This window comes from Streptomyces sp. HUAS CB01, from assembly GCF_030406905.1.
GTDB lineage: Bacteria > Actinomycetota > Actinomycetes > Streptomycetales > Streptomycetaceae > Streptomyces > Streptomyces chengbuensis.
This window is the reverse complement of sequence record NZ_CP129137.1, coordinates 7725389-7739470: the sequence shown is the minus strand read 5'-3', so window position 1 is coordinate 7739470 and position 14082 is coordinate 7725389. Positions and strand designations below refer to the sequence as shown.

Genomic DNA, 14082 nt, shown 5'->3' with positions numbered 1-14082 from the left:
CTCGCCACTCGCCACTCGCCACTCGCCACCAGGATCGTCCACTCGGGGCAACGGCACGAACCGGTCACCAGTGCCAGATGAGGCTGTCGCCCTCCGCGACGGCCTGCCAGCGGGCAGAGGCCTCGTCGAGCGCGGGGCCGGTACGGGCGAGGGCGTCGTCGTCGAGGGGGGCACGGCCGATGCCGCGGCCCTCGGTGGGGAGGCCGGACCAGACGCGATAGGCCCAGTTGACGGTCATCTCGGCGGCCATGACCCGGTCCCCCTTGCGGCGCAGCACCTTCAGGCCCGAGCGGCGGTGCCTGCCCGGGGCGACCGGTTCGAACCCCTGGAAGGTGGCGCCATCGGCCATGGCGCCCCAGAAGCCGTCGGTGATGCCGAGCGTCCGCTCGACGGCGGCGTGGACCAGGTCGTGCGGCAGGGTGGGGCCGGTCGGCTGCGCGGGCAGCCGGACGTCGGGGCCGCGCCGGTCCCGTACGAGGATGTCGTGCCGGTTGTCCGGCAGCTTGCGGAAGACGATGTCCATCGCACGGGACGGTAGGCGCCGCCCGCCCGCGCGGCCACTGGTTTTTCCACGCGCAATGCCCCGGCCCTCGCTCCTCCCGGCGTACCCCGCCGATCGACAGGACCGCACACGGCCGGAGGCCCAACCGCCCGGTGACGCAAGGTTCTGCATGCAGGGGGTCCAGCGCAGGACCGCGTGGGGCTGCCCGATCGACGAGTTCGGCGTGCACGGCGCCCCGGCGAGCTGAAACGCAGCGCCGGCACCGCCGGGAGCAGCGCTCCCCCGGCGTCCGGCCGGGTCGGAACGGTGCGCATCCGGTGCACGGAGCACCGGCTCCGACGGAGGCGGCGGGTGTCACCTGTGCAGGGTCTTCGACGGTGCGGTGCCGTAGAGCTCCCGGTAGGCGGCGGCGAAGCGCCCCTGGTGGGCGAATCCCCACCGCAGGGCGATGTCGGTGACGGTGGTGGTGCGCGGGTCGGCGCTGCGCAGGTCCTCGTGGGCGCGGGCGAGGCGGACACGTTTGAGGAAGGACAGCGGGGTGGTCTCGGCGTGTCGGGCGAAGGCGTACTGCACGGCGCGCGGCGTGACGGGGACGGAAGCGGCGATGTCGGCGAGGCCGATGTCGCGGTGGGCGTTGGCCTCGATGAAGGAGACGGCCCGGCGCAGCGTGTCGCTGGTGGCATCGCGGCGGTCCACCGGCTCGGGTGCGTCGTCCAGAGTGGTGTTGGGCAGGGTTGCCAGGGCGACTGCGGCCATGTGGCGGGCCGCGGTGGCCGCGACCAGCGGGCCGGCACCGGCCCCGGGTCTGCCCAGGACGTGGTCGCGCAGGTAGGCGACGGTGGCGCCGAGCTGCCGGTTCGCGGCCGGGCTGATCGCCCGCTGCCCGGTCAGCTCCACCCTTCCGCCGGAGCGGTCTGCGGTTCCGGCCACTTCGCCCAGCAGCGAGGGATCGAAGAGGGTGAGGGTGTAGCGGGCCGAACGGACCTCGCCCCGGTACGGGCGGTCGTGCGGGGCGAGCAGGAACGTCTCCTGGGGGCCGAACAGTTCCTCGCCCCCGCCGGTGGTGTCCGCGAAGTGTCCCTGGTGCACGGTGACCAGGCACACCCGGTTCAGGCAGCCGGCGTCGTACGCCATGGTGTAGTCGAAGGCCAGCTGGTCCACCGTCAGGCCGCCGGCGGAGTGGCGGACGATGCTTGCGCGCGAGTTCCGCGGCCGCCCGCCGATCGTCATCGGCGTGTACGCCGAGGACAGGAACGCCTCCGTCTCCTCCAGGTCCGTGCTGTCGAAGCACAGCGTGTCCATTCAGCACTCCCGCCGCCGCCCCATGCCCGTCGACCCCGGAGGGGCCTTCCTCGTACGGCGCTACGCCTACCCGGCGCAAGGGACGGAACACCGCCCGGTTCGCGACCGCGCTCTTCGCGGTGCGGTCGGCTCGGGAGCACGGCCGGGCCGGTCGGGGTCAGTCCTCCGCGAGCAGGTGCGTGCGCAGCTTGGTCAGCGTGCGGGTCAGGATGCGGGAGACGTGCATCTGGGAGATGCCGAGTTCGGCGCCGATGCGTGCCTGGGTCAGCTCCTGGCCGAAACGCAGTTCCAGGATGGTGCGTTCGCGGTCGTCGAGTTCGGCCATGTGGGGCACCAGGGCGCGGATGTCCTCCATGAGCTGCATGCCGGGGTCGTCGACGCCGATCTGCTCCGGGTGGGAGCGGCCGTCGGCCAGGGCGGCGTGCTCGGCGTCGCTGTCGGTGTTCGGGGTGTCGAGCGACCCGGCCCGGTATCCGGCGGCGGCGACGATGCCCTCGTCGACCTCGGCCTCGGTCAGGCCGAGGTGCTCGGCGAGGTCCCGCACCGTCGGCTCGCGGTCGAGAGCGGCGACGAGGTGCTCCCTGGCCCTGGCGAGTGCGACGCGCAGTTCCTGGAGGCGGCGGGGCACATGGACGGCCCAGGAGGTGTCGCGGAAGTACCTCATGATCTCGCCCTGGACGTACGGGATGGCGAAGGAGGTGAAGGCGACCTCGCGGCTGAGGTCGAACCGGTCGATGGCCTTGATCAGCCCCACGGTCCCGACCTGGACGATGTCCTCCATCTCCCCGCCGCCGCGGTTGCGGAACCGGTTGGCCACGAACCTGACCAGGGAGAGGTTCATCTCCACGAGGGTGTTGCGAACGTACTGGTACTCCCTGGTTCCCTCTTCCAGTTCGCCCAGCCGGTCGAAGAAGAGGACGGTGAGCTCTCGTGCGTCACCGGTGGACACCTGCGTGGCGCGGCCCGGATCAGGAAGGCCGGGGACGACACCGGCGCTTCGGTCGGCGTGAACGCGGTGGGTTCGGACAGGATCTCGGTGACGGTGGCTGGTGATCTCGGGCATGAGAAAGCGCTCCTCCCCTGACTGACCGGACCGATGGGTTTCATCGGCCGCGCGAACCTCCTGGCCCTCGATCATCGTGACCCGCTGGGTACGGAGGCGTCAGCCTGCACAGCGAACCCTTTGTGAGCCGGTCAAGCCAGGCGGCGAAAGAACGTCGCTTTCCCCGCGACGACGCGCGTGTCCTCGGACGCAGGGGGTAGACGAGCGGATTCCGCGCGAACGGCCGCCGCACCACCGGTTCCTCGGCATGCGGGGTGTCCGGCGCCCACCTGGGCCCCGTTACCGGCTCTCGCCGTGTCAGGACGGTCCGGAGGCGATCACGGCAGGGCTCGGTGGCGCACGACGTGGGACCGGGTCACCGCGGTCATCAGGACGGGAACGGCGAAGAGCGGGTCCCCGAGCGGGACGGGCCCTCGGGCCCAGGGGTGGTGCCGCCGCCTCCGTTGCCGCGCAGCCCGAGGACGGGCTGCCGCGGCGCCTGACGGTGCCCCTCTCCCCTGCCGGACGCCTCGGGAGGCCCTACCGCACCACACGACGGGTGCATACATGACAACATGGCAGGTACATGCGGATGAGGGGAAAGCGGGAGGACGATGCTGATGGCGCCTCAGTCCGACCACCGGGGCCGACCGGAGGACGCCTTCCTGATGGAGGCCGGCTACGCCCTGAGCGGTGACCACGGATGCATCGCGCAGGCCCGTCATCACGCCGTCGACTTCCTCGGCACGGTGCGGAGCGAGCACGGTCTCGACGTGTCGCCGCGCGCCGTGGACCTGACGCAACTGATCGTCAGCGAGCTCGTCACCAACGCCCGCAAGTACGCCCCCGGCCCGGTCCTGATGGAACTGCGCGTCACCCGCGCCGCGGTGGAGGTCATGGTGTGGGACAGCGAGCCGACCGTGCCGACCCCACGCGCCGCCGACCCGCACCGGGTCGGTCAGCACGGCCTGGAGATCGTCGAGGCCGTCGCCCAGTCCCTCGACATCACGCGCCACGCGGTCGGCAAACGCATCACCGCCCGCCTCGCGCTGCCCGACCGGCGCTGAGGCCGTCCGCGCTGGTCCGCCCGCCCACCGGCTCGTGGCCCCGCCGGTCGGTGGCCGAGCGGCGGCCCCGGGTCTCGACGTGCGGCGCCCGCACCACGGCCCTGTTCGGCGCCTGCCGTGGGCGGCGATCCCGCCATGCAGCGCGCCTTTGCCCGCGTTCTGCCGCGCGAACATGCCCTTCGGCGCCCCGGGGCGGACTCCCGCCGCCGCACCGGGGCGGACCGGCGGCGCCGACGTGCATCCGGAGGGCTCGCGCGCCGCCGTCCTCAGTCCCCGGTGGCTCCGGCGGGAGTCCCCGTGGGCGCCGGCATGCGCACGGCGAGGAGCGCCACGTCGTCGGTGGGTGTGGGGGCGAGGCCGGTGAGGAGTTCGTCGCAGAAGCTGTCGGGGGTGTGGCGCGCGAGGGCCGCGGCGTGCTGCCGCAGGCGGGTGAGGCCGTGGTCGATCGACTCCCTGCGTCGCTCGACGAGTCCGTCGGTGTAGAGCAGGAGGGTGGAATGCGCGGGAAGGGGTTCGGAGGCACTCGAGCGGGTCCCCTCGGGGTCCACTCCGAGCAGCATGCCCCGTGCGTTCCGGAGGTAGCGGGTGTCACCGTCGCGGGTCACGAGCAGGGGCGGTGGGTGACCGGCGGAGGCGTGGTTCAGCTGCCACGGGCCGCTTTCGGGGCCCTGGATGAGGGCGTAGACGCAGGTGGCCGTGAATTCCGGGTACAGGGTGTGCAAGGCGAGGTCGAGTCGCCGCAGGATCACGCCCGGCGGTTCCTGGCGGTCGCAGGCGATGCCGCGCAGCATGTTGCGCAGTTGGCTCATCTCGACCGTGGACTGCAGGTCGTGCCCGGCCACGTCACCGATGATCACTGCGGTGTCGCCGTCGGGCAGCACGAAGCTGTCGTACCAGTCCCCACCGACCTGCGCGGTCGCCTGCGAGGGGGCGTAGCGCGCGGCCATCCGCAGGGGCCCCGCGCCGGGGAGCGGCGGCAGGAGGGAGCGCTGGAGCCGCTCGGCGATGTGCTCGGTCTGGCGGTGCAGCCGGGCGTTGTCGATGGCGAGTCCCACCCGGTGCGAGAGGTCCTCCACGAGCATCAGGTCGTCGTCGCTCAGGGCGGGCCGGGAACCCCAGCGGGCGATCGTGAGCGCCCCGAGCACCTCGCGGCGGGCCCGCAGCGGAGCGGTGATCGCGCTGTTGACGTCCAGCTGCTCGAAGATCCGCGCCTGACCGAGGTCCCAGCCGTTCATCCGCTCATGGGGACGGAGCGCCCCCGCGCCGAGGACGAACGGGCCCGCGCCCCGCAGCACCCGGGCCAGCGGACCGGTGGCGTCCGGTGGCGGCTTGGGCAGCGGAGCCTCGCTCTCCTCGCCGTGCAGGAGGACCGGTCCCCTGTGCGTGGCGGACACCCTGGCGATCTCGTCCCTCTCGGTCAGCACGTCGATCGCGCACCAGTCACCCATGCGCTGCGCCAGCATCCGGCACACGCGCCGCAGCCCCTCCCGGGCGTCGATGGTGGCGGCCAGCGCCGAACTGACGTCGGCCAGCAGGGTGAGCCGGTCCAGCGCCTGCTGGAGCGCCGCGTCCACGTCGTACTCGTCCATCTGCTGTACCTTCCACCAACGCCGGGTGTTGTCACGGACCCGCTGAAGGACTCCGGCGAGGCAGGACGGGGATCCGAGGGAACTCCCCGCCGTCCGGGAGGGCGGCCCGCTGCGCCTGGCGGCGCAGTCCGCAGGGGGCCCGGACGGGCCCGCGCTGTCCTTCGGGGTTCCCGGACCAGGTGCGGACGCGCGTGTCGCGGCGCAGCCCCCACCCCCGGAAACCGGGACGGTCAGGGCCCGGCCGTCTCCTCGGCCGCCGTGCTCTGGCCGGCGACCTCCTGCCAGAACGCGTCGACCCGGGCGTTGAACTTCTCGGGCGACTCCTGGAATGGCTGGTGCGCCTCGCCGAACAGCATCTCGAAGTCCGCACCCGGGATGGCGTCGGCCACGGCCCGGCCGAACCGCGGAGGCGCGGCGAGGTCGCACTCCCCCGACAGCACGAGCGTCGGTGCGGTGATCCCCGGCAGGCGGTCGAGGGTCTCGTGCGCCGCGAAGGCGTCGAGCTGGCGCTGGAACGCCTCGGCGGTCTGCGGGTGGGGAAAGGCCAGCGTCTCGTCGATGATCCGGTCCACCATGCCGTTCTCGTGGGCGCGCGGGGTGTACACCCACAGCAGGAACGCCTCGAGCATGGCGCGTTCACCGGGTGCCTGTGCGGGCAGCCAGTGCCAGAACCGGGTCATCGTCCGGAAGTAGGCGTCCGGCCGCGCCCAGGCGGAGACGAGGACGAGGCTGCGTACCCGGTCCGGGTGGCGAAGTGCCAGCTCCTGGGCGATCATGCTGCCGCCGGAGAAGCCGGCGACATGGGCGCGTTCCACACCGAGGGCCGCCAGCAGCGCCGCCGCGTCGTCGGCCATCAGCGGGACCGTCAGCGGCCCCTCGGGCAGCGGTGTCCGGCCGGCTCCCCGGTTGTCGAAGGCGGTGACCCGGTAGCGGTCGGACAGTCCGTCGAGCTGCGCCTGCCAGGCCTCGGCCGGATCGCTCAGCCCCGCGACCAGCAGGACGTCGGGGCCCTCGCCCCGGCGCTCCACCCAGAACCGCGCCCCGTTGGCCTCGACGTGTTCGCCCATGAGCGGCACCTCCTCCTCCATGGTCGGGGCGATGCGTGCCCGGTGCCAGGGCGCCCGGCGCCCCCGGGCCCGGCCCGTACCCGTGCGGGTGTTGTCCGGATGCGTCCCGACCGGTCCGGATGGACCCTGGGATCATGGGCCCGAACCCGCCTGTGATCGTTCATCCGATCGAGCCGAGCGGTGGCCGACCGGTGACGATCCGAGGAGAGCCGGTCGGCACCGCACACGACCTGTTCGACGTGCTGGAGTTCCTCCGCAGCGCGAACCTGCCGGAAACCGACACCGCGGTCGACGACCCGGAGCTGATCGAGTGGAGGGGCGGCGGCCCGCAGTCGTGGGCCGAGTCACCGCCGTGACGGCACCGGGCGGCCGGGCCGGTGGGACACGTCCCGCCCGGCACGCACCCCGCCCTCCGGACGGACGGCGCCACGCGTCGGACACGTCCTGGCCCGGGACCCTCTCGCGCGGGCGCCGCCGTGGGGAGTGACCTCGATGACGTACCGATCCAGTACGCGGCCACGGCTCAGGGTCTCCGCGCCCGCAGCAGCAGCCCCGGGGGGTGCGCCGGCGGTGAGGGCGGTCCTCGTGACGGTGTCCCTCTCGGCCCTCGGCGTACTGCTGCCGGCCGCCGCTCCGCCGCCCCCGGCGGTGCCGCGCGCGACGGCGGCTCATGCCGTGCCGGCTGCCACCGGCGCCGTGGAGGAGTGGACACCGGCCACCGACGCCCCCAGCGGCGTCTCCGCCGAGCTGCCCGGTGAGGCCGAGGAGGAGAAGACGTCCGTGCCCGTCGGCGGCGAACCCGTCAGCGGGCGGGTGTACGGGGTGGAGACCGGCGAGGCGTTCGTCGGGTTCGCCGTCTTCGACACACCAGGGGCGGCGCGGGATCTCCGGGCCGGTCTGAAGGGCTTCCTCGACGCCTACGAGCGGGAGTCCGGCGAGACCCTGCGGAGCACCGACGTCCGCGCCACGACGGTCGACGGCCGGCCGGTGCTCGACGCCCGTCTGTCGTCCAGCGACGACATGGCGGGGGCCACGCGCTTCATCGGCGCCGGCGGACACGTCGTCCAGGCGGTGACGTTCGGGCCGGAGGACAACCGGAAGCACCTCGACGGGCTGCACCGCCGGCTCCTCGCCGGTATCCGCTTCCCTGACGGCCGGTCCGGCCCGGGCCGCGTCACCGTCCCCCACTCCTCCGTCCCGCCCGCCGAGGCGGTGGCGGCAGACGGACCGCGGTCGTCGGCGCGACCGAGCCCGAATATCCGACGAAAGCTCAAATATTCCTCTGAATCGGAGAGATGAGGATTGTCCGCCCGCTCCCCCGGCGACAACTCCGGCAGGAGGCGCCGGAAGGGGGATCGGCATGTGGAAGTTCCGGGAGGCCGCACCGGCGGCCGCGGGGACACCCGAGTCACTGGACCTGTACGAGGTCGCGTTCCTCGCGGGCGGCCCCGGCCGGGTCGCGGACACGGTGGTGATCGCGCTGTGCGAGCGCGGCAGGCTGCTGATGCGCGCCTCCCGGGTGCGTGCGGCCGACACCGCTCACGGGGAGGCGGAGGCCCGGCATCCGCTGGAGCGGGCGGTGCTCGGTATGTGCGACCGCAGCAGGAGCACAGCGCAGGTACGCGCCGCCCTGCTGCGGTCCCTGGAGATCGAGGGGATCGGGCAAGGACTCGCGTCCCTGGGGCTGGTGACCGGCCTACGGCACCGGCCGACCCGGGAGGGCCGGCGACGGCTGAAGGCGGCCCGGCAGGACACGGGCTTCCCGCGGTACGTCTTCGACGGTCCCGCGGCCCTTCCCGCCGGCCCGGTCCGGCGCGGCGTCGTGGACGCGCGGCCCGTGCCCACCGGGTTCGCGGACTCCCCTCTGCACTGGGGCAGGGGCTACGACCAGGGCCACGACGGCGGCTCCGACACGGGATCGGGCGGCGGGGGCGGCGGGTTCGGCTGCGGCGGCGGGGGCGACTGACGCCGCCGGAGCGCACGTCCGGCGATCCGGGTCCGCCGGGGACCGCCCTGCCGTGGCCCGGTCGACTCACCGCGGGCCCGGCGGGACGCCCGTCAGTCCGGCGCCGCTATCCGCCCGGCGGGACGAAGACCGGGCGGGCCCACGCGGGCGGGTCCGGTGGCGGACCCGCGTCCTCCGCGACCTCGGCGAGGCCGGGGACCACCTGCGTCGGGGTGGGCACGGCCCGGGCCGCGGCCGGCGCGGGAGCCCGGGTGGTCGCGGCGTCACGGAGGGCCGCGACGAACTCGAGGCAGGAGTCGTAGCGGTCGTCGGGCACCTTGGCCAGGGCCCTCGCCAGGACCTCGTCCGCGCCCGGGGGGATGTCCGGCCGGCGCTCGGTGAGCGGTGGGGGCTGGTCGTACTGGTGCGCCCACAGCAGTGCCACGTCCTCGTCGCGCTGGAAGGGCGGACTGCCGGCGAGGGTCTCGTAGACGACACACGCGAGGCTGTAGAGATCGCACCTGCCGTCGACCGGCCGCCCGGAGATCTGCTCCGGTGCGACGTAGTCGAGGGTGCCGACGAACTCGCCGACGGTGGTGAAGCCGGTGAGGGAGAGCGACTTCTTCGTCAGCCCGAAGTCCGTGAGGTAGACGTGCTCGGGATGGTCACTGTCGGTGCCCTTGGCGACCAGGACGTTCCCCGGCTTGACGTCGCGGTGCACCAGGTCGTGCTCGTGGGCCGCGTCGAGCGCCGACGCCACCTGGGCGGCGATCCGTACGGCCGTCGCGACGGGCAGCGGGCCGTCGCGGTCCAGCAGGGCCCGCAGGTCCAGCCCCGCGACGAAGCGCATGGCGATGTACAGGACGCCGTCGGTCTCGCCGGCCTCGAAGATCGGCACGATGTGCGGGTGGTCGATGGCGGCGGCGACTCGCGACTCGTGCGTGAAGCGGCGACGGAAGGTGTCGTTGCGGGCCAGTTCCGGCGCGAGCAGTTTGAGCGCCACCGTGCGGTCCAGCCGCAGGTCCTTGGCACAGTAGACGACCGCCATACCGCCCCGGCCGATCTCCCGCTCCACCCGGTAGCCCGCGATCTGGGCGCCGATCAGCCCTGACGGCCGTCCCGAGTACAGGCTCATGTCGTCCGAGGGCGGGGGCGTCCCGTCCGGGGCCGGGGCCGTGCCGTCCGGGGCCGGGGTCATGTCGTCCGAAGCCGGGGTCATGGGGAACCGCCGCCGTGCGGCCTCCCGGCCCGGGGCTCGCGGTCGCTCAGCCTGAGCACCATGTCCGAATTCTATCGATTGCCCCACTGACTCGCCCAGCCGTCCCCGGCGGTCGTCGCACACCTGTCGCGCCGTCTCGGGCGGGTCTCCGCCGGGAGCCGCCCGCACGGGACCCCGGTACGGCCGCGCGCCCAACCCGTCCGCTCCCCCACCCCGTTGGCGCCGGAGCCCCGTCGGACCTCCCGCCGCGCTGCCTCGCCCCTCCCGTGGAGCGCCCCGGACCACCTCGCCGCTCCCCGTGGCCCGTGGCACGTGCACGACGTGGTCGTCCCGGCCCCGCGGCCGGCTGACCTGCCCGGTCCCCGGGCCCGGGCTCCCGGTGCCTCGTGACACCCGGGCACGACCCGGCCGAACCGGTCGTCCACTCTCCGGTACGGACTCCTGCGGCCCGGTGATCACCGCCCTGGTTTCGGGGCACTGCGCGCCCGGGTGCGCCGCCCGGCCGGTGCGTGCGCCGGCCGGTCCCGCGTGGTCATGGACCCCGACCCCCACCCAGGAGCTTCCACGCCCCATCCGTTCCCGGTCCTCGCGCCGGCTCCTCGTCGTCGCCGCCGCCGTGCTCGGGCTGACGTCCGCCGGTGTGCCGTCACCCGTCAGGGCCGCCGGTCCGGGCGACTCCGGCGGGGACGACCACCTCGTCGGGCGCGGGATCTCCGACGTCACGGGCGAGGCCGCCGAGTCCGGCATGACGGGCTGCTCGATCTTCGGCCAGAAGACGTCCGGGATCCACCAGCACCAGGGGTCACGGGCGTTCGTCGTCGCGTACGGCGCGGCGGCCGACGGGCCCCGGCCCACGGGCGGCCGCCGTCCCGGGCCGGTCCCGCTGCGGGGCCGGCCCGGGAGTGGTACGAAGGAGACCGCCCGGCCGGGAAAGCGTACGAGGAACCGCCGGCACCGCCAGGGCCGGTCCCGGCGGCCGGAGGTGGGAGGTGCCGTTCCGTGGAACCCGCCGACTGGCTGCTGACCGCCGCCGAACGCGGCAATCCCGCCACCCGGCTGGACCGCCGGCGCCCCGACGGCGCGGCGTGGTCGGACGGCAACGACGTGCGCCCCCTGGTCCACGGCGCGACGTACTTCGGCGAACTGCTCGACGCCGTTCGCGCCCTGCGCGCCGGAGACCTGCTGCTGTTCACCGACTGGCGCGGCGACCGCGACGAGCGGCTCGCGGGACCGGGAACCGAGGTCGGCACGGTGCTGCGCGAGGCGGCCGAACGCGGGGTCGTCGTCAAGGGGCTGGTGTGGCACTCCCATCTGGACAGTCTCCAGTTCAGCGAGGAGGAGAACCGCCACCTCGGCCAGGAAGTGCGGGCGGGCGGCGGCGAGTACCTGCTGGACATGCGGGTGCGTCCCGGCGGTTCGCACCACCAGAAGCTGGTGGTGCTGCGCCGTCGAGGACGGCCCGGGCTCGACGTCGCGTACATCGGCGGCATCGATCTGTCCCACAACCGCAACGACGACATCCGCCACGGAGGCGACGCGCGCTCGCAGTCCATCGCCGACGCGTACGGTCCGCACCCGCCCTGGCACGACGTCCAACTCGCGGTGCGGGGTCCGGCGGTGGGGGACCTCGAGACGGTCTTCCGGGAGCGCTGGCAGGACCCGGCGCCGCTCACCAGGAGTCCGCTGAGCCGCCTGCGCGAGTGGCTCCACCGGGAGGACACCCGCGCGGACCCGCTGCCGCGTCAGCTGCCCGACCCGTCGCCCTGCGGCACGCACACCGTGCAGGTACTGCGCACGTACCCCAACAGGCTGCTGCGCGGCTACGACTTCGCGCCCGACGGCGAGCGCAGCATCGCGCGGGCCTACCTCAAGGCCCTGCGGCGGGCGCGGGCGTTGATCTACCTGGAGGACCAGTACCTGTGGTCGCCGCACGTCGTGGAGCACTTCGCCCGGGCGCTCCGCGCCAACCCCGGGCTGCGGCTGATCGCGGTCATCCCCTCGGTCCCCGAGCAGGACGGCCGGCTCACGCTGCCGATGAACCTCATCGGGCGCATCACCGCCCTGGAGACCCTGCGGGAGGCGGCCGGGGACCGGGTCGCCGTGTACGGGGTGGAGAACCACGCCGGGACCCCCGTGTACGTGCACGCCAAGGTGTGCGTGATCGACGACGTGTGGGCCGCGGCCGGCTCGGACAACGTCAACCTGCGCTCCTGGACGCACGACTCCGAGCTGAGCTGTGCCGTCCTGGACCGGGCGACGGACCCCCGGGAACCACGGGACCCGGGTGGCCTCGGCGACGGCGCCCGCCGCTTCGCCAGGGAGCTCCGGCTGCTGCTGGCGCGGGAGCACCTGGACCGGGAGGCTCCGGACGATCCGCAGGCGCCGGACGAACTCTGCGATCCCGCGGCGGCGTTCGAGGCGTTCGCCTCGGCGGCGGCGGCACTGGACTCCTGGTACGAGCGCGGCCGGACGGGTCCGCGGCCGCCGGGGCGGCTGCGCGCCTACCGGCCGCCGCCGCTGTCGCGATGGGAGCGGGTGCTCGCGACGCCGCTGTACCGGGTGGTCGTCGACCCGGACGGCCGTCCGATGCGGCTGCGGCGCCGCAGGGCGTTCTGACCGGGGTGTGCGCGTGGACGTGCCGGAGCCCTTCGCAGCCCGCCGCCCTTCGGGGCCCGGACCGAGGGAGAGCCGCGACGCGGTGGGGCGCCGGGCGACCGGGCCGGGACGGCGGAGGGCCGGCGGACCGCACGAGGCGGACCGCCGGCCCGGTGTGCCCGGAGTGACGCCGGGGACTAGAAGACGCTCACGCCGTACGCGCTCAGCGCCTCGGTGACCGGCTGGAAGAACGTGGTGCCGCCGGAGGAGCAGTTGCCGCTGCCGCCGGAGGTGAGGCCGAGGGCCGTCGAACCCGAGAACAGCGGGCCGCCGCTGTCGCCGGGCTCGGCGCAGACGTTGGTCTGGATCAGGCCGTAGACGATGTCGCCGCCGCCGTAGTTCACGGTGGCGTTGAGTCCGGTGACCGTGCCGCCGCGCAGTCCGGTGGTGCTGCCGCTGCGCTGGACGGACTGGCCGACTGAGGCGTTGGCGGCGCCGGTGATGTCACGGTAGGAGCCGTTGTACAGGTACACGCGGCCGTCCGCCGCAGAGGCGTTGGAGTGGCGGATGATGCCGTAGTCGTTGCCGGGGAAGCTCGACCCGGCGCGGGTGCCGAGCAGGGCGGTCTGGGCGGAGTTGGTGTACCAGGTGCTGCCGATGTTGGTGCAGTGGCCGGCCGTCAGGGCGTAGTAGGTGCTGCCGCTGCGGACGTTGAAGCCGAGGGAGCAGCGGCCCCCTCCGGCGTAGATGGCCTGTCCGCCCGCGATGAGCTTGGTGAACGTGCCGGGGGTGCGCTTGATCTCGAGGGCCGGGGCGCGGCTGCCGGCGGCCTCCTTGATCTCGGCCAGTTCGGCGGCGGAGACGGTGGAGTCGGCGGTGACGACGAGCTTTCCGGACTTGGCGTCCGTGTACCAGGCCGTGCCGGGGACGTCGGCGTTCAGCACGGCCTGGCCGACCTGGGCGAGAGTGGCGGCCGTGGCGCGCGGGGCGGGGGCGGTGTCGGCTGCCGCGCTCGGGGTCGCAAGCGCGACTGCCGCCAGCAGGGCGGAGGCAACGGCGGTCAGCCGCGCGCCTCTTGCGAAGCGGCCGTGGGGGGTGAAGCGCTTGATGTTCACTACATCCTCCAGTGGGGGTTACCGAGGGCCCGTTGGGTGGACGGGCCCCGGCACCGGCAGGAGCGACGGACCGGGATCTCCGCCATGCCCCTGTCAATGCCGTGGTTACGGATCCTGGCTTCCGGTTGCACCCTGGGCAAGATCGCCTTTCGGCCGCTCTACGCGCGTCCATCGGGCGGGTCATCAACCAAGTCGTTTGCCGGACTTGACCTCGACCGGGTTCCGCTCGCGGAAACGGCCGGTTCTCGCGCGCCATCCGGAGGCGAGCGGAATCATCCATTCATTTGCTCTCCGGCAACAGAGCGCACCGCCGTGGGACCCACGGGACCGGGGCGCCGTCGGGCCGGGTGCCGGGAACAGGCGGGAACCCGGGCGCCATGGAGGCAGTTCAGGGTTCAACAGGCGCTCCCCCAGGGGGCCGCTGCCGACGCCGGCGAACGCTCCGCCGGCCGCGCCCGGAGCCGCCCCGACGCGGGCCGGCCGCCGTGGCTTCCGCAACGCCGGGCACCGCGCCCCTCGGGGCCATCGACGACCCCCGGAAGGATCATGGCTTGATCTCGGCCATGGGAGTCGAGTCGTCACCCGAGGCCGTCACGCGCCTCCGACGCCCCTTTGCGCACGGCTCGCCCCCGTTCGGGC

The 14082-nt window shown here is 74.0% G+C and carries 13 protein-coding genes; 6 read left to right on the top strand and 7 right to left on the bottom strand.

Translation table 11 applies throughout. From position 1 onward, the window contains the following. Positions 1–64: 64 nt before the first annotated feature. The 3 genes from QRN89_RS33895 to QRN89_RS33885 all read right to left on the bottom strand — a co-directional run bounded on the left by QRN89_RS33895 (position 65) and on the right by QRN89_RS33885 (position 2867). A complete protein-coding gene (locus QRN89_RS33895) occupies positions 65–523 on the bottom strand; it encodes a hypothetical protein (RefSeq protein WP_290353231.1) in 459 nt (152 codons plus the stop codon). A 333-nt stretch (positions 524–856) separates the two neighbouring features. After that, positions 857–1804, bottom strand: a complete 948-nt coding sequence (locus QRN89_RS33890; RefSeq protein ID WP_290353230.1) for a helix-turn-helix transcriptional regulator — start codon at positions 1802–1804, stop codon at positions 857–859. Positions 1805–1961: 157 nt separating this feature from the next. Further along, on the bottom strand, positions 1962–2867 hold the full coding sequence (locus tag QRN89_RS33885; RefSeq protein WP_390702123.1) for a SigB/SigF/SigG family RNA polymerase sigma factor: 906 nt from the start codon (positions 2865–2867) through the stop codon (positions 1962–1964). Positions 2868–3460: 593 nt separating this feature from the next. On the opposite strand from QRN89_RS33885, the gene QRN89_RS33880 reads away from it, so the two are divergent. Then, entirely contained in the window at positions 3461–3913 is a 453-nt protein-coding gene (locus QRN89_RS33880) for an ATP-binding protein (RefSeq protein ID WP_390702122.1), read from the top strand. Positions 3914–4179: 266 nt separating this feature from the next. Here QRN89_RS33880 and QRN89_RS33875 read toward each other — a convergent pair whose 3' ends face one another. Both QRN89_RS33875 and QRN89_RS33870 read right to left on the bottom strand, forming a co-directional pair. Further along, positions 4180–5502, bottom strand: a complete 1323-nt coding sequence (locus tag QRN89_RS33875) for a PP2C family protein-serine/threonine phosphatase (protein WP_290353228.1) — start codon at positions 5500–5502, stop codon at positions 4180–4182. Between the two features lie 230 nt (positions 5503–5732). After that, positions 5733–6569, bottom strand: coding sequence for an alpha/beta fold hydrolase (locus QRN89_RS33870; RefSeq protein ID WP_290353227.1), 837 nt, complete (start codon positions 6567–6569; stop codon positions 5733–5735). A 134-nt stretch (positions 6570–6703) separates the two neighbouring features. On the opposite strand from QRN89_RS33870, the gene QRN89_RS33865 reads away from it, so the two are divergent. The 3 genes from QRN89_RS33865 to QRN89_RS33855 all read left to right on the top strand — a co-directional run bounded on the left by QRN89_RS33865 (position 6704) and on the right by QRN89_RS33855 (position 8535). Continuing rightward, complete coding sequence (locus tag QRN89_RS33865; protein ID WP_290353226.1) at positions 6704–6925, top strand: hypothetical protein; 222 nt, start codon at positions 6704–6706, stop codon at positions 6923–6925. Between the two features lie 229 nt (positions 6926–7154). Next, positions 7155–7868 (top strand): hypothetical protein, encoded by a 714-nt coding sequence (locus tag QRN89_RS33860; protein ID WP_290353225.1) that lies wholly within the window; start codon positions 7155–7157, stop codon positions 7866–7868. A 61-nt stretch (positions 7869–7929) separates the two neighbouring features. Beyond that, entirely contained in the window at positions 7930–8535 is a 606-nt protein-coding gene (locus QRN89_RS33855) for a TIGR04222 domain-containing membrane protein (protein ID WP_290353224.1), read from the top strand. 106 nt (positions 8536–8641) lie between these two features. Here QRN89_RS33855 and QRN89_RS33850 read toward each other — a convergent pair whose 3' ends face one another. After that, complete coding sequence (locus QRN89_RS33850) at positions 8642–9649, bottom strand: serine/threonine-protein kinase (protein ID WP_290353962.1); 1008 nt, start codon at positions 9647–9649, stop codon at positions 8642–8644. 535 nt (positions 9650–10184) lie between these two features. On the opposite strand from QRN89_RS33850, the gene QRN89_RS35695 reads away from it, so the two are divergent. Continuing rightward, on the top strand, positions 10185–10757 hold the full coding sequence (locus QRN89_RS35695) for a neutral/alkaline non-lysosomal ceramidase N-terminal domain-containing protein (RefSeq protein ID WP_356948678.1): 573 nt from the start codon (positions 10185–10187) through the stop codon (positions 10755–10757). Beyond that, positions 10733–12349: a phospholipase D family protein gene (locus tag QRN89_RS33840; protein ID WP_290353223.1), complete on the top strand. Its 1617-nt coding sequence runs from the start codon at positions 10733–10735 to the stop codon at positions 12347–12349. Before QRN89_RS35695 ends, QRN89_RS33840 begins: the two co-directional genes overlap by 25 nt. 176 nt (positions 12350–12525) lie before the next feature. Here QRN89_RS33840 and QRN89_RS33835 read toward each other — a convergent pair whose 3' ends face one another. After that, positions 12526–13443 carry a S1 family peptidase gene (locus QRN89_RS33835; protein ID WP_290353222.1) on the bottom strand — a complete coding sequence of 306 codons (918 nt, stop codon included), beginning with the start codon at positions 13441–13443 and terminating at the stop codon, positions 12526–12528. Between the last annotated feature and the right edge of the window lie 639 nt (positions 13444–14082).